A 17,020-nucleotide genomic window follows, 5' to 3' on the forward strand; every position below is an offset into this window, starting at 1 on the left:
AAACGTTCGTATCGGCTCCCCCAGCGCCGGGCGAGGAGACATGACATGACCGATCTGCGTGACGCCCGACTGAGCCGGGTCCAGTTCTTCCGCATGATGGGTGGCCTCGCCGTGGCCGCGGCCGCCACCGCCTGCTCGACCAAGCCCGAGACCACCGCCACCACGGGTGGAGGGACCGCCGCCGCCGGGGTCGACCTGAAGTTCCTCGGCGTGGCCGACCAGAAGGCGCCGATGGACGCGCTGCTCGCCGCCTACCAGAAGGTGAAGCCGGAGGTGCGGCTCACCGCCTCCTTCGCCCCCACCGACCAGGTGCAGACCTCGGTCCGCACCCAGCTCGGCGCGGGCAACGCCCCCGACCTGCACGTGGTCTACCCGGGCAACGGCAGCGCGATGTCCATGAGCCAGATCGCCAAGGCCGGGCTGCTGGCCGACCTGTCCTCCCAGGCGTGGACGCAGACGATCCCCGCCGGGTTCAAGCCCGCCTTCCAGCTCGACGGCAAGACCTACATCTACTCCGCCGGCTCGTCGGTCATCGGCGCCGTCTACAACAAGAAGGCGTTCGAGAAGGCCGGCGTGGAAGCGCCGCCCACCACGTGGACGGAGTTCCTCGCGGTCTGCGACAAGCTGAAGAAGGCCGGCATCACGCCGATCGCGCTGGGCGCGCAGACGCCGTGGGTCACCCAGCTGATTACGTACGCGCTGGTGCCCTCCACCGTCTACGCCAAGGACCCGACGTTCGACGACAAGCAGCTCGCCGGGCAGACCTCCTTCGCCCAGTCGGGCTGGCGCCAGGCCATGGAGATGTACCTGGAGCTGCAGAAGCGCGGCTTCTTCAACGACAAGCCGAACGGCACCACGTTCGAACAGCAGATCTCCATGGTGGCCACCGGCAAGGCCGGCATGGCGATCCAGGTGTCGGCCGTGCTGCCCGACTTCCGCAAGGCGGCCTCCTCGCCCGACGACCTGTCGATGTTCCCCGTGCCGGGCGCGGACGACGCCAACCAGGTGTGGATCCCCGCCGGCGTGGTCGTCGGCCTCGGCGCCAGCGCCAAGGGCCAGCACGTCGAGGAGGCCAAGGCGTTCATCGACTTCCTCGGCAAGCAGGAGAGCATCAACGCCTGGGCCAAGGCCATCGCCGCCATCCCGCTCACCCAGGACTCCTCCTCGACCATCGACCCGGCCGTCCAGTCGTTCCTGCCGTTCACCAAGGACCGGGCGGTGCCGTTCATGGACCAGCGCTGGCCCAACGCCGAGGTGCAGCCGGTGCACTTCGCGGTGATCCAGGAGCTGCTGGCCGGCAAGTCGACCATCGACGAGGCACTGAAGAAGATGGACGAGGCGTACAAGAAGTGACTTCCCTGACTGTCCAGCGGCGCTCGGCCGTCTCGCGGCGCAGGCGGCGCTTCAGCGCCAACTCGCCGTCCTGGCTGTTCGCCGCGCCCGCCCTCGTCGTCTACGCGCTGGTCGTGCTCTACCCGGCCGCGGCCGGCGTGGTGTACGCCTTCACGGACTGGAGCGGCATCGGCCAGGACATGTCCTTCGTCGGCCTGGCCAACTTCGGCGCGCTCCTGGGCGACGAGCAGGCCATGGGCTCGATCGGCAACACGCTGCTGCTCACCGTGGCCATCGTGGCCGTCCAGAACGGCGTCGGCCTGCTGCTGGCCCTGGGCGTCAACGCCAAGCTGAAGAGCCGGGCGCTGCTGCGGGTGATCTTCTTCGCGCCCGTGGTCGTCAGCCCGGTCATGGTGGCGTTCCTGTGGAAGTACGTCTACAACCCCGACCCGTCGGCGGGCCTGAACGGGCTGCTCGGCCTGAGCGTGGACTGGCTGGGCGACCCGTCGGTGGCGCTGTGGTCGATCGCCGGCATGGTCGTGTGGCAGTACGCCGGATACTCCATGGTCATCTTCCTGGCCGGACTCGAAGGCGTGCCGAAGGAGCTGCACGAGGCGGCCATGATCGACGGGGCGGGCACCTTCCAGCGCTTCCGCTACGTCACCTGGCCGCTGCTGGCCCCCGCCGTGACGATCAACCTCATGCTCTCCACGATCGGCGGGCTCAAGCTCTTCGACCAGATCTTCGCCGCCACCAACGGCGGCCCCGGCTACGCCACGGAGACCCTGTCCACGGTGCTCTACAAGCAGGCGTTCGTGTTCGGCAAGTTCGGCTACAGCACCGCGATCGCGCTGGTGCTCGCCCTGTTCGTGGCGGCCGTCTCCCTCGTCCAGGTCTACTACCTGCGCAACCGGGAGGTGTCCGCATGAGAAGGACGTTCCTGCTGGAGATCGTGATGATCGCGGCGGCGGTGGCGTTCCTGTTCCCCGTCTACACGCTGATCTCGCTGTCGCTGAAGGACCCGGCGCAGATCTCCCAGACGCCGCTGGCGCTGCCCGACCCGCCCACGCTGGACAACTTCGGCAAGGCGTGGTCGGCCGCCGCGCTCGGCCCGTCCCTGGTCAACAGCACGGTGATCACCGTGGCCAGCCTGGTCCTGCTGATCGCGCTCGGCTCGTTCGCCTCCTACTTCCTGGCCCGCGTGCACAGCAGGCTCGGTTACGGCCTGTACATCCTCTTCCTGCTGGGCATCGTGCTGCCGTTCCAGCTCGGCATGATCCCGCTCTACGAGCTGGTGACCGACCTGGGGCTGATCGGCACGCACGCCGGGATGATCCTCTTCTACACCGGCATCCAGCTGCCCTTCACGGTCTTCCTCTACACCGGCTTCATCCGCGCGCTGCCCCGCGAGTACGCCAGCGCCGCCCAGATCGACGGCGCCTCCCACCTGACGGCGTTCACCCGGGTGGTCTTCCCGCTGCTGCGGCCCATCACCGGCACCGTGCTGATCCTCAACGCCGTCTTCATCTGGAACGACTTCTTCACCCCGCTGCTCTACCTGGGCGGCTCCGGGTTCGAGACGGTCCCGGTCAGCGTCTTCGCCTTCGTCGGCCAGTACGTCTCCGACCACGGCCTGGTCTTCGCCGGGCTCGTCCTCGGGGCGCTGCCGATCGTGCTGGTCTTCCTGGTGCTGCAGCGTTACGTCATCAAGGGCTTCTCCAGCGGGCTCAAGGGATGACCGTCTTCGACGTGCTCCGCGAGCCGCCACGGGAGTTCTCCCCGGCGGCCATCTGGTGGTGGAGCGGCGAGCCGCTGCGCCGCGACCGGCTGCGCTGGCAGATGGAGCGGCTCGTCGCCGGGGGAGTGCGCAACCTCGTCATCCTCAACCTGGCGCCGTCGGGGCCGCTGTTCGGCTCCGACGCCGACGACCCGCCGTTCCTGTCGGAGGCGTGGTGGGAGCTGCTGGACGGCGTCTGCGCCGACGCCTGCGAGCTGGGCGCGTACCTGTGGTTCTACGACCAGCTCGGCTTCTCCGGCGCCGACCTGCAGGCCCGTCTCGTCCAGGAACGCCCGGAGTTCGCCGGGCAATGGCTGGCCCCCGACGGGACGGTCTCGACGCGCGGCTTCGACTACCTGTCCCGCGAGGCGTGCGCGGTGCTGCTCGACCGGGTGCACGGCGAGTTCGAGCGGCGGGTCGGCCACTGGTTCGGCACGGTGATCGCCGGGTCGTTCCAGGACGAGCTGCCGACCGTGCCCACCTGGTCGGCGACGTTCGCCGAGGAGTACGCGGCCCGGCGCGGCCGGCCCTTCACCCTCGACGCGCCCGACTGGCACGCGTACCAGCAGACCCGGGCCGAGCTGGCCGAGGAGGCGTTCTTCCGGCCGCTGGCCGCCTGGCACGAGCGCCACGGCCTGCTCAACGGCTGCGACCAGCAGGACCCGGCCCGCGCCGGGCATCCCGTGGACGGGGTCCGGCTCTACGCCGACTACGCGCGTACCCATCGCTGGTTCGGCGCGCCCGGCTCCGACCACCACGGCGACGCGCGCCTGCACTCCTCCCTCGCCCACCTGTACGGCCGGCCGCGCACCTGGATCGAGGCGTTCCACTCCAGCGGCTGGGGCGGCACCCTGGAGGAGACCTTCGACTGGCTGCTGCCCTGGTTGCGCGCCGGTGCCAACCTTTACAACCCGCACGCCGTCTACTACACGACCCGGCGCGGCTGGTGGGAGTGGGCGCCGCCGTCCACCGACTGGCGCCAACCCTACTGGCGGCACCACCGGGTCTTCGCGGACGCGGTGACCCGCCTGTGCGCGGCCCTGTCCCTGGGCCGCCACGCCTGCGACGTCGCGGTGCTCCTGCCCACCGCGACGTCGCAGGCCGGAACCGGGCTGGACGGCGTCGGCGCGCAGGCCGCGCGGGCGCAGGAGGTCTACCGGGAGCTCGTGGGCGACATGGCGTGGTTCGCGACCGTGCCGGGGGCGCTCGACCGGCTCGGCCTCGACGCCGACGTGATCGACGAGGACTCGGTGCGGCGCGCGGACGTGCGCGACGGGCGGCTGGCCGTCTCCACCGAGGCGTACCGGGCCGTCGTGCTGCCCGCCGTGACCGTGCTCGACGAGGACGTGGCCGCGCGGCTGAAGGAGTTCGCCGCCGGCGGCGGGCTGCTGGTCGCGGTGGGGGCGGTCCCCGACGGGCTCCCGGCCGTGTCCGTGGAGAGCGCCGAAGGGATCGGGGCGGCGCTGGCCGGGCTCGAACGGCGGGTCGAGGCGCCGGTGCCGCCGCTGGTACGCGAGATCGGGGAGACCACGCTGGTGTTCCTGACCGCCGCGTTCCCCATGGCCAGCAGGATCGGCGTGGGACGGCCCGAGGAGCGCGGCGTCGAGCTGGGCTGGCTGGACGCCGCCATCGACTTCGACCCGTCCCGGTACGCCCGCGAGATGCGGGTGAAGGTGCGGGGCGTCTCGGGGACGCCGCTGCTGGCGAGCCCGTTCGGCGGGGAGCCCCGGGCGCTGCCGTGCACCACGGACGGGGACGCGCTGGAGGTCGTCGTGCCCTTCGACGACGGGCCCGCCGCACTGCTGATCTTCGACGGGACCTCCCGGGTCCCGGAACCGCGCCCGAGCTTCCCGCATGAGGTGGAGCTGGGCGAGGAGTGGGACGTCGAGCTCGTGCCGACGCTGGACGACACCTGGTCGGACTTCGGCAGCCGCGCCGTCGTCGAACGCTGGACGCTGCGCACGCCGGACGGCGAGCCGGTGCACGTCACGTTCGAGCCCAGGGGCGAGCAGCGGGTCGGGGCCGGGCCGTGGACGCCGTCGGTGTGGTCGCCGTCGCGCGGGCTGCGCAAGGACCCGATCCACCGGGAGACCCTCGGCCCCAAGGGGCACGTGCCCGTGGAGTTCCTGGCGTTCGGGACGGTCGGGGCGGGGGAGGAGGCCCGCTTCCGCAGCCTGCTCACCGTGCCCGCCGACATGCCCGAGGACGGCCGGCTGGCGATCGGGGCGGGCGCGGCCAAGACCGCCTGGCTGGACGGAGAAGAGCTGCCGCTGGACGACTCCGGATACGCGGCGGTCTCGCGCGCGCCGCTCGCGCCCGGCACGTACCTCCTGGAGCTGCGGTTCGTCCCCGACGAGGAGCTCGACCTGCGGGCGTACGCCTGCCTGGTCGCCGACCCCCGCGACGCCGCTCTGCCCGAGTGGATCGGCGGGGCCATGGAGACCACCGTGCACGTCGGCGAACCGCCGTACGAGCTGCTGCAGGTGGCCTCGACCTCGTACTGCCGGGTGCTGGTGAACGGGGCGGAAGCGGGCAGGCAGGGCGGGTTCGACCCGTACGAGGAGGCGGACATCCCCCGGGTGCGCCGCTACGACGTGTCCGGCCTGCTCCGGCCGGGCGGCAACACGATCAGCGTGGAGTCGGACGGCTGGGTGCTGGTGGACGGGCTCGCGGTCTCCGGTCCCGGCTGGCCGTCGCGGCCCCGCGTACGGCGGCGCCAGCAGGGCGACCCCGCCGCGCTCCACCTGCGGCCCCGGCCGCATCCGCTGCCCGAGGCGGGCTGGCTCGACGGGCGCGCGAGCGCGCTGCCCGCCGGGTTCGCGGTCCCGGGCGGGCAGGTCCCGGGCGGGCGCCCCGGCCGTCTCCTCCTGGACCCGCCGCCCGGCGTGACCGGCATCGAGGTGGACGCGACGGGTCCCGTACGGATCCACGGAACGGAGCTGGAGGTCACCGGGTCGCTCACCGGCCCGGTCCGCTTCACCTGCGGACCCGGCCGGATGCGGCTCGGCGACTGGGAGGAACGCGGCCTGTCCGGCTACAGCGGCGGTGTCCGCTACCGCACCACGATCACCGCCGCCGCCGGGCCCGGCGTGCTCGACCTCGGCAGGGTGCGCGGCACGGCCGAGGCCACCGTGAACGGCCGGCCCTGCGGGATCCGGGTGTGCTCCCCCTACACCTTCGACGTCCGGCTGGACGAGGGCGAGAACACGATCGAGATCCTCGTCCTCGGCACCCTGGGGCCGTTCATGGACGAGGCCAGCCCCACCCACTTCGTCTTCCCCGGCCAGCGCAGCACCGGCCTGTTCGGCCCCGTCCGCCTGCGCACGCCCTGACAGCGTGCTGCCAGGGTTTTGCCAGGACGGCCGGGGACCGTGAGGTCATGGACATCCGACTCGGAGTGGTACGAGGCCTCCAGTACGGCCTCGTCGAAAAGCCCGACACGTTCGCCCCGCAGGCCAGGGAGCTGGGCGCCGGGCTGGTGCGCGTGTTCTTCTACTGGTCGCAGCTCGAACCCGAGCCCGGCCGCCACGACTGGTCGGCGGTGGACGCCGTGCTCGACCAGTTCGACGACGACACCGAGCTCTGGTTCACGCTCGGCGCGGCCTCGCCGTGGGGCTCGACCCGCTCCACCGACCTGCTGCCCGCCTCGCCGCCGCTCGACCCGGCCGCCTACGCGGCGACGCTGCGCGCCCTCGTGACGCACTGCCGGGGCCGCGTGCGCTACTGGCAGTGCGAGAACGAGCCCTGCATCCCCCTGTTCTGGGCCGGCACGGCCGCCGACTACGTGGCCCACCTCGCCACCTTCCACCAGGCGGTCAAGAGCGCCGACCCGGACGCCGCCGTGGTGCTGGGCGGCTGCCCGCCCGGCGTCTTCTCCGCCTCGGACGAGCCCGACGCCGAACGGGACTTCTTCCTCCAGGTCATCGAGGAGGGCCGGGACGCCTACGACGTCTTCGACGTCCACCTGTACGGGGACCCGTACGTGATCCCCCGCGCGATCGACGACGTGCGCGCGGCCGTGGGGGACAAGCCGATCGTGGCCGGCGAGTACAACGGGCCGCTGCCGACGCAGTACCCCGAGGTGTTCGAGCACCTGGCGGAGGTGATCGAGGCCGGGGGCATGCAGCCGTGGCACCGCCTGACCGTCGAGGACCTCCACGAAGGGCGGCTCACCACCGAACCGGTGCGCGCCGCCATGAAACGGCTCTACGACCGGATGGCGGAGCTGCCGCCCACGCTCCAGATGTTCATGACCGGCTGCCCGCCGGAGCTCGAGGCCGAGCGGCACCGGATCAACGCCGACGACATCGTCATCAGGAACATGCTGGCCCTGTCGTCCGGCCTCCGGCTGACCGTCTGCTGGCAGCTCGGCCCCGACATGCCGGCGCCGCCCGATCCGTACAACCTCCTCCAGCTGATGTTCTCGAAGTTCCAGCTCATGGCCTTCGAGGGCGACACGATGTCCGTGCGCCACCCGTGCGCGGACGCGTTCGCCGAGCTGTCGTCGCGGCTGGCGGGCGCGACGGACGTGCGCCGCGTGGAGGTGCCGGAGCGCCCGGACGCCCACGTCTTCGAGCTGGTCGGCACGGGGGTGGAGGTGGCCTGGCTGCGCCCCTCGTCCCCCGAGCCGCCGGCTCTGGTCTGGAACGGCACGGTCCTGGACGCCCGGCCTCAGTTCACGTACGCCCACAGGTCGTAGGTGGGGTACTGCGGGTTCTGCGGCTGGGTGGTGCTGCACCACCAGGTGCTCCACCGGCCGTTCTGCTGGCCGGACTGGCCGAACGAGATGCAGATGTCGTAGGGCAGACTGGAGTAGACCTTCTGCAGGGTCAGGTCCGCGTGCGCGGGTGCGGCCACGGCAACGGCGGGCACCAGGGCGGTGGCGGCGAGCAGTGACAGGGCGGCGAGTCGGTGACGCACCAGGTCTCCCATCTCGAAGGGGGCGGATCACCGTAAATTGCACGACGTGGTGATCCGCCGCCGCAACGGCGTCGCCCCCGCCCTTCCGGCGACCAGCGCGAATGCCCGTCACCGCGGTGAAATTTTCAGCGGGCGTCCGGCGGCCTCGCACCCGGCGCGGCTCAGCCGGCGAACAGGTAGTTGCGCCGGTGCGTGCTCACCCGGTCCGCCCGGTTCCAGCGGCCCCGGTGCCAGACGTGCATCCGGTACCCGCGCGCGATCAGTGAGCCCGCCACCTCGGCGGAGTCCCTGCCGTACCTGCCGAGGTGGCGGTCCTCGATCTCCAGCAGCAGAGCGGGCCGGTGCTGCTCGATGGTCCACTCCGCGCCCTTCAGCACCTCCGTCTCGCACCCCTCGACGTCCATCTTGATGAAGTCGACGCGAGGGATCTCCCGCAGCTCGCACACGCGGTCCACGGTGTACACGGGGACCTCGAGCGTCCTGGTGGCGGCGAAGGGGCCGGGATGCTTCAACCCCTCCTCCAGGTGCGCCCAGCCGTGGACGGGCAGGCCGAACCGGTACGGCAGCCGCAGCCGTCGGTATCCGGTGGACGAGCTCAGCGCGGCGTTGGTCACCCGCACGTTGCGGGCCCCGCTCGCCCGCCGCCCGGCCTCCAGGATCCGGTACGGCACCGGCAGCGGCTCGAAGCTGTGCACCTGCCCGGCCGGCCCGGCGAGCCTGGCCAGCGGGTAGGTGTACATCCCGTAGGCGGCCCCGATGTCGAAGCAGACCGCGCCCGGCCGGACGAACTCGGCCAGGCCCCGCAGTTCCGGCTCGCTGAGCGACACCGCCGCCCCCGCCCGCAGCATCGCGGCCACGGCTTCCACTCTCCTCATGCCGGTGACGGTAGAGACGGGGTGGGGAGCGGCGAATCCCTCTCAGGAGCGCAGTCGCGAGCCCCGGCGTGCCGCCGGAGAGGGATTGCCGGGTACGACCAGACCGCTCTCGTAGGCGAGCATCACCGCCTGCGCCCGATCGCGCAGGCCCAGTTTGGTGAAGATCCGGCCGACGTGCGACTTCACGGTCTCCTCCGCGATCGTCAGCTCTCCGGCGATCTCGGCGTTGGCCAGCCCGGCCGCCACCAGCCTGAGCACGTCCAGCTCGCGCGGGGTCAGCGCGTTCAGCCGCAGCGCCTCCCGCTCGTCGATGGGCTGCCGGGTCGCGAACTCCTCGATGAGCCTGCGGGTGACGGAGGGCGCGAGCAGCGCCTCGCCGGCGGCGATCACGCGTACGGCGGTGATGAGGTCGGCCGGCGGCGCGTCCTTGAGCAGGAAGCCGCTGGCCCCGCCACGCAGCGCGGCGTAGACGTAGTCGTCGATGTCGAAGGTGGTGAGGATGAGCACCTTCGGGCCGCCGCCCGCTCCGGCGATGCGCCGGGTGGCCTCCAGACCGTCGAGGTGGGGCATGCGCACGTCCATGAGCACGACATCCGGTCGCAGATCGCGCGCCGCCGTCACCGCCTCCAGGCCGTCCGCGGCCTCTCCCACCACCTGCAGGTCGGGCTGCGCGGAGATCAGGGCCGCGAACCCGGCCCTGATCATCGCCTGGTCGTCGGCGACCAGCACCGTGATCATCCAGCGCCTCCTTCGGCGACGTCGCGGAACGTTCGTCTTCGCCCTGCGGCGACCTCGTGGTTCACCCGGCCGCCTGCCGCGGCAGCCGCGCTCGTACGGTGAAGCCGCCCGCGTCGGTCGAGGCCGCCGTGAGGTCGCCGCCGAGCACCGCCACGCGCTCGCGCATCCCGATCAACCCGAGTCGCGAGCCTGGCTGCGTCGTGCCGGACACGTGCCGGGGAGGCTCGTTGTCCACGGCGAGCGACACCGCGTCCGCCTCGGTGCGGACGGACACGGTGGTCCTGGCTCCGGGCGCGTGCCGTACGACGTTGCTCAGCGCCTCCTGGATGATCCGGTAGACGGTGACGGACTCCACGGGAGAGAGTGACGGAGCGGGGCCGGAGACGGTGAGCTGGACGGGCACGCCCGCCCGGCGCACCGATTCGGCCAGTGCGCCGAGATCCTCCAGCCCGGGCTGCGGCACGGTCCCCGGTCCGTCGTCCGAGCCCCGCAGCGCGCCGAGCAGGTGCCGCATGTCGCGCAGGGACTCGCGGGCGGCCGCGTTGATGGCCGCGAACTCCTCCGCGACCTCCTCGCTCACTCCGCCGCCGATCCGGTAGGGCGCGCTGGCGGCCTGTACGGCGATCACTGACATGTGGTGGGCCACCACGTCGTGCAGTTCCCTGGCGATCCGCGCCCGTTCCTCGAGGATCCGGCGCCGCCCCAGCTCGTCGGCGACGCGTAAGGTGGCCAGCCGCCCCATGCGCCTCGCGTGGCCGAGGACCACGGCCAGCAGCAGGGCCAGTGTCCAGGCCAGTAGCCCTCTGGACAAGCGGTCCGGCGCCATGTCCTGCGGCACGCTCATGGCGACCCCGGCCGCGAGCGTGATGGCGACGGCGATGATCGTCACGCGCCGTGCCGATGACAGCGCCAGCACGTACATGACGGGGAGCTGGGCCAGCGTGTGATCGAGCAGCCACGGCTGCGGCACGATCGAGCTGTGCAGCGCCAGCCCGAGGCCGGTGATCAGAGGCATGGCGACCACCATGGCCGCCCAGGCGGGCAGCGGCCGGTACCACGCCATGAGCACGGGTCCGGCGAGCAGGACCGCGGCCGGGACGGAGAGCACCCCGAACCCGGCGCTCACGGCGTAGAACGGCACGTTGAAGATCAGGACCGCCGCGGCCATCGCGGCGAACGTCAGGCGGCGGAGCATCGGCCGGCCTGTACCCGGCGCCGGAGGCACCCGGACGTGCCACGCCTCCCTGAGCACCCCCATGAATCCCACCTTATGGGCTGCAGGCGGGCGAAGCCGTGGCCGCGGTTCCGCCCGCCTGGGGCTCAGAACTCCACGCCGCCGGCGATCGGCGGGTTGAGCCGGGCGAAACCCTCCTGACGCCGGTACGGGAAGTAGGGGTACGCCGCCGTGGTCGCGCTCGCCGCGTCCAGCCGGGCCACCTGGTCCGGCGCCAGCTCCCAGCCGATCGCCCCCAGGTTCTCCTGGAGCTGCGACTCGTCGCGGGCGCCGACGATGACCGAGGAGACGGTCGGGCGCCGGAGCAGCCAGTTCAGCGCGACCTGGGGGACCGACCTGCCGGTCTCCGCGGCGATCTCGTCCAGGGCGTCCACCACCGCGTACAGCAGCTCGTCGGCCACCGGCGGTCCGAAGGCGGCGGTCCTGTGCAGCCGGCTGCCCTCGGGAAGAGGCCGGCCCCGGCGGATGCGGCCGGTGAGGCGGCCCCAGCCGAGCGGGCTCCACACCACCGCGCCGACGCCCTGGTCGTGGCCGAGCGGCATCAGCTCCCACTCGTAGTCGCGCCCGACCAGGGAGTAGTAGACCTGGTGCGCCACGTAGCGCGGGTAGCCGTACCGCTCGGCGGTCGCCAGCGACTTCATGAGCTGCCAGCCGGAGAAGTTGGAGACGCCCACGTAGCGCAGCTTGCCCGCCCTGACCAGGTCGTCGAGCGTGGACAGCACCTCCTCCACCGGGGTCGCCGCGTCGAAGGCGTGCAGCTGGAACAGGTCGATGTGGCCGGTGCCGAGGCGGCGCAGCGCGTCGTCGACCGCCTTGATCAGGCGGTGCCGGGAGGTCCCCGCGTCACCGGGGCCATCGCCCATGGGCAGCCCGGCCTTGGTGGAGATGAGCGCCCGGTCGCGCCGTCCCTTGAGCGCCTGGCCCAGCACCTCCTCGGACGCGCCGTCGGAGTAGACGTCGGCCGTGTCGAACATCGTCACCCCCGCGTCGAGGCAGATGTCCACCAGCCGCCGGGCCTGCGCCACGTCGGTGTCGCCCCACGCGCCGAACAGCTCGCCCTTCCCGGCGAACGTGCCGGCGCCGAAGCTCAACGTCGGGACCTTGAGCCCGGACGCCCCCAACTGCCGATATTCCATGAAAAATCACTCCTTAATGGGTCTGTCGTCCCCTTAAGGTAGCACGCTAACGGGAAAGCTGTTTCATTATGAGTGGCGGCGCCGGTGGAAGGAGAGGGAGGCGAGGCAGAGCAGCACGGCCCACACCGCGCAGTAGCCACCGAAGAGAGCGCCGCCGCGCTCGGCGAACAGGGCGCCGGCGGTCATGCCGATCGCGCCCGCCGCGGCCATCGCCGCGCACGACCACAGCAGCGCCGCCAGCGTCCGGCGCGGCAGCGGCCGCCGGAAAGGAATGAGGGAGGCCAGCACGACGGCGGCCATGAGCAGGCCGGCGGCGGCGTTGGCCCACTGGGCCCGCGCGACCTCGCCGGGCCCGTACTCCAGATAGGTCTCCGGGGCCACGCGCGGGCCGCCGGTCACGCCGATGCGCTCGGCGAAGGCGAAGTGAATCTTGGACGCGACGTAGAGCAGCGTCCAGGAGGCCGCTGCCCAGACGGCCCATCGGCCGGTCCAGGTGATCATGTCACGATCGTGCCGGTCGCCCGGGCAGCGGCGGATCCCCGTGACGAGCGAGCGCCCTCACTCTCACGGGGGAGACGGCTCCTTACGCCTCGATACCGGCCTCCTTGGCGGCGCGGTCGATGGCGGCCAGCTCGTCGTCGGAGAAGTCGAGCCGGTCGACGGCGGCCACGTTCGCCTCGAGCTGCTCGGGGCTGGAGGCGCCGACCAGCACCGACGTGACGCGCGGGTCCCTGAGCGCCCAGGCCAGGGAGAGCTGCGCCACCGTCTGCCCGCGGGAGGCGGCCAGCTCCGACAGCGACCGCACGAACGCCAGCACCTCGGGCGTCACCCGGTCAGGGGTGAGGAAGCGCGCCTCGGCGGCCCGCGAGTCGGCGGGGATGCCGTCGAGGTAGCGGTCGGTGAGCAGGCCCTGGGCCAGCGGCGAGTAGACCACGCAGCCGACGCCCTCCTGCTCCAGCACGCCCAGCAGGCCGTGCTCGATCTTCCGGTTGAGCAGTGAGTACGACGGCTGGTGGATCAGCAGCGGCGTGCCCAGCTCGCGCAGCAGCCGGGCGGCCTGCGCCGTGCGCTCGGGCGAGAAGTTCGACACGCCCACGTAGAGAGTGCGTCCCGTGCGGACCATGTAGTCCAGCGTGGCGACCTGCTCCTCCAGCGGCGTCTCCTCGTCGTCGCGGTGCAGGTAGAAGATGTCCACGAAGTCGAGGCCGAGCCGGGCCAGCGAGCGGTCGAGCGTGGCGAGCAGGTGCTTGCGCGAGTTGCCCTTGCCGTACGGGCCGTCCCACATGGGGTTGCTGCCCTTGGTGGTGACGACCACCTCGTCACGCAGCGACCGCGGCAGGAGCCGGTTGAACGTCGCCTCGGCGGCGCCGAACGGCGGGCCGTAACGGTCGGCGATGTCGAAGTGGGTGATGCCGAGGTCGAGCGCCTTGTTGAAGATGGCGCGCTGGCTGTCGAGGGATTTACCCCCGCCGAAGTTGTGCCAAAGGCCGAGCGACACGGCGGGGAGGAGGAGACCGCTGCGGCCGCACCTTCTGTACGGCTGGCGTTCGTAGTCCAAGGATTACCTTCCTGCGATTCCGGTGAGCGTGACGCCCCGGATGAACGTCTTCTGCGCCAGGAAAAAGATGACGAGGATGGGCAGCATCGACACTAGCGCGACGGCCATCATCTGGTTGTACTGGGTCACATACTGACCGTTGAACATGCCGAGCCCCTGGGCGAGGGTGATCTTCTCCATCGAGCGCAGGTAGATGGAGTTCTCCAGATACTGGTTCCAGTTGCCCACGAAGGAGAACAGGCAGATCGCCGCGATGGCCGGCTTGGCCAGCGGCAGCATGACGCTCCACAGGATGCGCAGCTCCGAGGCCCCGTCGATGCGGGCCGCGTCGATGAGCTCCTGCGGGATCGTGGTGAAGAACTGGCGCAGCAGGAAGATGTACAGCGCGACGCCGAAGAACTCCGGCACGACGAGCGGCAGATACGTGTCGACCCAGCCGAGCTTGGAGAACATCACGAACTTCGGCACCAGCGTGATCTCGCGCGGGATCATCATGGTCGCCAGCAGCGCCGCGAACATGAAGCCCGCCGCCCGCGCCCGCAGCCGGGCGAACGCGTACGCCGGCAGGATGCACGAGACGAGGTTGCCCGCCATGGACAGCGCGGTGATCACGATCGTGTTCATCAGGAACCTGGTGAACGGCAGCGACCCGGACCAGCCCTTGGCGTAGTTGTCGAAGTTGAAGGAGTCGGGCAGCCACTGCGGCGGGAAGGCCAGGTTCTCGGCGTCCGACTTGAGCGAGGTCGTCACCATCCACAGGAACGGCAGCAGGAACACCGCCGAGCTGATGGCCAGCAGGATGTACGCGCCGGAGCGCCGGATCCGTCTGACGCGCTCGGCCTGCTCCGAGCTCAAGGGCTTGCCGCCCGTGCGGGGGGAGCGCGCGGGTTTCACCGCGGTCTCGACGAGCATCGGCGACCTCACTTGAACTCGTAGTGCACCCAGCGCCTGGCCAGGCCGAACTGGATCGCGGTCACGGCGATGACCAGCACGAACATCGCCCACGACAGCGTGGCCGCGTACCCCATGTCGAAGTAGACGAACGCGTGCCGGTAGATGTAGAGCCCCAGCACCATCGTGGCGTTGCCGGGCCCGCCCTCGGTCATGACCAGGATGAGCACGTAGCTCTGCAGCGCCGCGATGAACCCGGTCACCACGTTGAAGAAGATGACCGGCGACATCATCGGCACGGTCACGCTCCAGAAGCGGCGCCACCACCCCGCCCCGTCGATCTCGGCGGCCTCGTAGAGCGTCTTCGGGATGCCCTGCAGCCCGGCCAGGTAGATGACGATCGTGTTGCCCGCGCCCCACACGCTCATCAGCACGAGCCCGGGGATGGCCCACTCCTGCGAGGCCAGCCAGCCCGGCCCCTCGATGCCGACCGACGCCAGCACCTTGTTGATCAGGCCGTAGTCGGGGTGCAGGATGTTCAGCCACAGCAGCGCCGTGGCCAGGCCCGACACCACCGACGGCAGGTACATCACGGTGCGGAACAGCCCCTGGAAGCGCAGCGGCTGGTTGAGCAGCAGCGCCAGCAGGAATGTGAACGACACGCCGAGCGCCACCGAGCCGAGGCCGTACTGCACGGTGTTCTCGATCGACTCCCAGAACTCGGGGTCGTTGAGCATGCGCTCGTAGTTGGCGAGCCCCACCCACGTCGGCGGCTTCAGCAGGTTCCAGTCCATGAAGCTCAGCACGACGGCGCCCAGGATCGGGCCCGCGCTGAAGAGCACGAACCCGATCACCCACGGCGAGACGAACAGGTGGAAGCGCCGCGCCTCGCGGCGCGCCAGCGTGCTGCGGGCGCTGACGGCGGTCATGCGATCTTGTTCTCGACCAGTACGGGCGTGACCTTGTCGGCGATCTCCTTCAGCGCGTCGTCCACGCTGACCTTGCCGAGCATCGCGCGCTCCCAGATGGGCTTGGCCGTGTCGACGACCTTCTTGTTGGCCGGCAGTCGCAGCACGCCGTCGTCGGAGGCGTAGTCGGCCAGGACCTCCTTGACCAGCTTCGCCGTCTCGTCGGGGATGCCGACCGCCTTGGCGTTGGCGTCCCAGGCGGACTGCCGGGCGGGCGCGGTGATCTGGCGGAACTTGTAGCCGGAGGACGACAGGAACTCGTGCATGTAGATCCAGGCGGCGTCCTTGTTCTGCGAGGAGGCCGTCATCACCAGCGCGCTGCCCACGGCCGGGGTGAAGCGGCCGGCCGGGCCCTTGGGGATGTGCGTGGCGCCCCACTTGAACGCCGTCTGCTTGGACAGCTCCAGCATCAGCCAGGCGCCGTTGATGAGCATGGCCGCGTGGCCGGTCTTGAACGGGTCGACCTTCTCCAGCAGTTGCAGCTCGGCCAGGCTGGGCACCGCCTTGTCCTTGACCAGCAGGTCCAGCCAGCGGCCCATGGCCTCCCTGGCCTTGGGCTCGTTGATCATCACCTTCGACTCGGCGGCGTCGAGGAAGCGGCCGCCGAACGGCATCAGGAAGACGGCGCCGAGGTCGGGACCCGGGGTCGGCATGGGGGAGAAGCCGTAGATCTTCTCCGCGCCCGACCCGCTGGTCATCTTCTTCGCCGTCTCGAAGAGCTTGTCGAACGTCCAGCTCTCGTCCGGGTGGTCGATCCCGGCCTTGTCGAACAGGTCCTTGTTGTAGAAGAGCAGCTTGGGCGCCATGTCGGTGGGCAGGCCGTACAGCTTGCCGTCGCGTTTGAAGTAGCCGAGCCCGCTCTGCGGGATGTCGTCCATGTCGAACTCGGGCGTCTTGGCGATGTACTCGTCCACCGGATGCAGCACCTGGTTGGAGATGAGGTTCTGCGTCCAGGAGTAGTGGTTGTAGAGCACGTCGGGCAGCGTGCCGCCGGCGGCCTGCGTCATGTACTTCGTCAGGAACTGGTCGAAGGGCGACGACTCGCGCTTGATCTCGATGTTCGGGTGGCGCTTCTTGAAGAAGAAGTCGAACTGGGCGTTGCGCACCTCGGTGACCGCGTCCGTGGTCATCGCCACCGTGATCGTCACCTTGGACGCCGGGTCGGCCACGTCCGTCTTCGGCCACGTCAGCGAGTTGTTGAGCTGCTCGGCCGCCTCGAACGGCCAGGCGTCGCTGCCCGGCCGGTTGGGGTCGATCAGCTGCGCCCCGGACTTGACCGGTGCCGCGGCCTGCTTCTGCTGCCTGGTGTCCGCGCAGGCGGACAGCACGGGCGCCGTCGCGGCCGCCACCGCCAGGGCCAGCATCTGGCGACGGTTCATCTCCATGGTGGGCCTCTCAAAGGAAGAGCTCGATAGAGGTCGGATGTATCAGCGCGTTGATGAGCTGGACCTGTGGCAGTCCGTGAGGCATGGCCGTACCGTAGACCCGGTAATTAACTTCGTCAAGAATTGAATTGAAAGCGCTTGCAACCTAGGCTCTAGCGCACTGTGAGGAGATCCGGACGCCTTGACCGGCGGCCGTGCCAGGTGTG

The 17,020-nt window shown here is 70.8% G+C and carries 15 protein-coding genes; 5 read left to right on the forward strand and 10 right to left on the reverse strand.

The genetic code is table 11. The features are described from left to right. Positions 1–45 precede the first annotated feature (45 nt). From ACIHFD_RS11445 to ACIHFD_RS11465, 5 genes are read left to right on the forward strand one after another with little or no spacing between them, the layout of a single operon-like run. Positions 46–1,353 carry an extracellular solute-binding protein gene (locus ACIHFD_RS11445; protein WP_350727692.1) on the forward strand — a complete coding sequence of 436 codons (1,308 nt, stop codon included), beginning with the start codon at positions 46–48 and terminating at the stop codon, positions 1,351–1,353. After that, positions 1,350–2,261, forward strand: a complete 912-nt coding sequence (locus ACIHFD_RS11450) for a carbohydrate ABC transporter permease (RefSeq protein ID WP_192792926.1) — start codon at positions 1,350–1,352, stop codon at positions 2,259–2,261. Before ACIHFD_RS11445 ends, ACIHFD_RS11450 begins: the two co-directional genes overlap by 4 nt. After that, complete coding sequence (locus ACIHFD_RS11455) at positions 2,258–3,070, forward strand: carbohydrate ABC transporter permease (protein ID WP_350727693.1); 813 nt, start codon at positions 2,258–2,260, stop codon at positions 3,068–3,070. Before ACIHFD_RS11450 ends, ACIHFD_RS11455 begins: the two co-directional genes overlap by 4 nt. Beyond that, a complete protein-coding gene (locus ACIHFD_RS11460; protein ID WP_397366721.1) occupies positions 3,067–6,441 on the forward strand; it encodes a hypothetical protein in 3,375 nt (1,124 codons plus the stop codon). Before ACIHFD_RS11455 ends, ACIHFD_RS11460 begins: the two co-directional genes overlap by 4 nt. A 47-nt stretch (positions 6,442–6,488) precedes the next feature. Continuing rightward, positions 6,489–7,808, forward strand: a complete 1,320-nt coding sequence (locus tag ACIHFD_RS11465) for a hypothetical protein (protein WP_397366722.1) — start codon at positions 6,489–6,491, stop codon at positions 7,806–7,808. Here the strand turns inward: ACIHFD_RS11465 and ACIHFD_RS11470 are convergent. The 10 genes from ACIHFD_RS11470 to ACIHFD_RS11515 form a co-directional block, all read right to left on the reverse strand. Then, entirely contained in the window at positions 7,781–8,029 is a 249-nt protein-coding gene (locus ACIHFD_RS11470; protein ID WP_355195657.1) for a hypothetical protein, read from the reverse strand. The genes ACIHFD_RS11465 and ACIHFD_RS11470 overlap by 28 nt on opposite strands. A 161-nt stretch (positions 8,030–8,190) precedes the next feature. Next, positions 8,191–8,904 (reverse strand): FkbM family methyltransferase, encoded by a 714-nt coding sequence (locus tag ACIHFD_RS11475; protein ID WP_397366723.1) that lies wholly within the window; start codon positions 8,902–8,904, stop codon positions 8,191–8,193. Positions 8,905–8,946: 42 nt separating this feature from the next. Further along, entirely contained in the window at positions 8,947–9,642 is a 696-nt protein-coding gene (locus tag ACIHFD_RS11480; RefSeq protein WP_397366724.1) for a response regulator, read from the reverse strand. 61 nt (positions 9,643–9,703) lie between these two features. Continuing rightward, positions 9,704–10,900, reverse strand: coding sequence for a sensor histidine kinase (locus ACIHFD_RS11485; protein WP_397366726.1), 1,197 nt, complete (start codon positions 10,898–10,900; stop codon positions 9,704–9,706). A 62-nt stretch (positions 10,901–10,962) separates the two neighbouring features. Next, positions 10,963–12,012, reverse strand: coding sequence for an aldo/keto reductase (locus tag ACIHFD_RS11490; protein ID WP_397366727.1), 1,050 nt, complete (start codon positions 12,010–12,012; stop codon positions 10,963–10,965). Between the two features lie 66 nt (positions 12,013–12,078). Next, entirely contained in the window at positions 12,079–12,513 is a 435-nt protein-coding gene (locus ACIHFD_RS11495) for a hypothetical protein (RefSeq protein ID WP_397366728.1), read from the reverse strand. Positions 12,514–12,595: 82 nt separating this feature from the next. Further along, positions 12,596–13,570, reverse strand: coding sequence for an aldo/keto reductase (locus tag ACIHFD_RS11500; protein WP_350727702.1), 975 nt, complete (start codon positions 13,568–13,570; stop codon positions 12,596–12,598). 3 nt (positions 13,571–13,573) lie between these two features. Beyond that, positions 13,574–14,482, reverse strand: coding sequence for a carbohydrate ABC transporter permease (locus tag ACIHFD_RS11505; protein WP_364249223.1), 909 nt, complete (start codon positions 14,480–14,482; stop codon positions 13,574–13,576). 8 nt (positions 14,483–14,490) lie between these two features. Then, positions 14,491–15,390, reverse strand: a complete 900-nt coding sequence (locus ACIHFD_RS11510) for a sugar ABC transporter permease (protein WP_350727704.1) — start codon at positions 15,388–15,390, stop codon at positions 14,491–14,493. Then, positions 15,387–16,808: an ABC transporter substrate-binding protein gene (locus ACIHFD_RS11515; protein WP_397366729.1), complete on the reverse strand. Its 1,422-nt coding sequence runs from the start codon at positions 16,806–16,808 to the stop codon at positions 15,387–15,389. Before ACIHFD_RS11515 ends, ACIHFD_RS11510 begins: the two co-directional genes overlap by 4 nt. Positions 16,809–17,020: the final 212 nt, after the last annotated feature.

The organism is Nonomuraea sp. NPDC051941, from assembly GCF_044593615.1.

Coding starts and splice junctions, on each gene's coding strand:
- ACIHFD_RS11445 (WP_350727692.1), top strand. CDS start 46: ATGACCGATCTGCGTGACGCCCGACTGAGCCGGGTCCAGTTCTTCCGC.
- ACIHFD_RS11455 (WP_350727693.1), top strand. CDS start 2,258: ATGAGAAGGACGTTCCTGCTGGAGATCGTGATGATCGCGGCGGCGGTG.
- ACIHFD_RS11460 (WP_397366721.1), top strand. CDS start 3,067: ATGACCGTCTTCGACGTGCTCCGCGAGCCGCCACGGGAGTTCTCCCCG.
- ACIHFD_RS11465 (WP_397366722.1), top strand. CDS start 6,489: ATGGACATCCGACTCGGAGTGGTACGAGGCCTCCAGTACGGCCTCGTC.
- ACIHFD_RS11475 (WP_397366723.1), bottom strand. CDS start 8,904: ATGAGGAGAGTGGAAGCCGTGGCCGCGATGCTGCGGGCGGGGGCGGCG.
- ACIHFD_RS11480 (WP_397366724.1), bottom strand. CDS start 9,642: ATGATCACGGTGCTGGTCGCCGACGACCAGGCGATGATCAGGGCCGGG.
- ACIHFD_RS11485 (WP_397366726.1), bottom strand. CDS start 10,900: ATGGGGGTGCTCAGGGAGGCGTGGCACGTCCGGGTGCCTCCGGCGCCG.
- ACIHFD_RS11490 (WP_397366727.1), bottom strand. CDS start 12,012: ATGGAATATCGGCAGTTGGGGGCGTCCGGGCTCAAGGTCCCGACGTTG.
- ACIHFD_RS11495 (WP_397366728.1), bottom strand. CDS start 12,513: ATGATCACCTGGACCGGCCGATGGGCCGTCTGGGCAGCGGCCTCCTGG.
- ACIHFD_RS11505 (WP_364249223.1), bottom strand. CDS start 14,482: ATGCTCGTCGAGACCGCGGTGAAACCCGCGCGCTCCCCCCGCACGGGC.
- ACIHFD_RS11510 (WP_350727704.1), bottom strand. CDS start 15,390: ATGACCGCCGTCAGCGCCCGCAGCACGCTGGCGCGCCGCGAGGCGCGG.
- ACIHFD_RS11515 (WP_397366729.1), bottom strand. CDS start 16,808: ATGAACCGTCGCCAGATGCTGGCCCTGGCGGTGGCGGCCGCGACGGCG.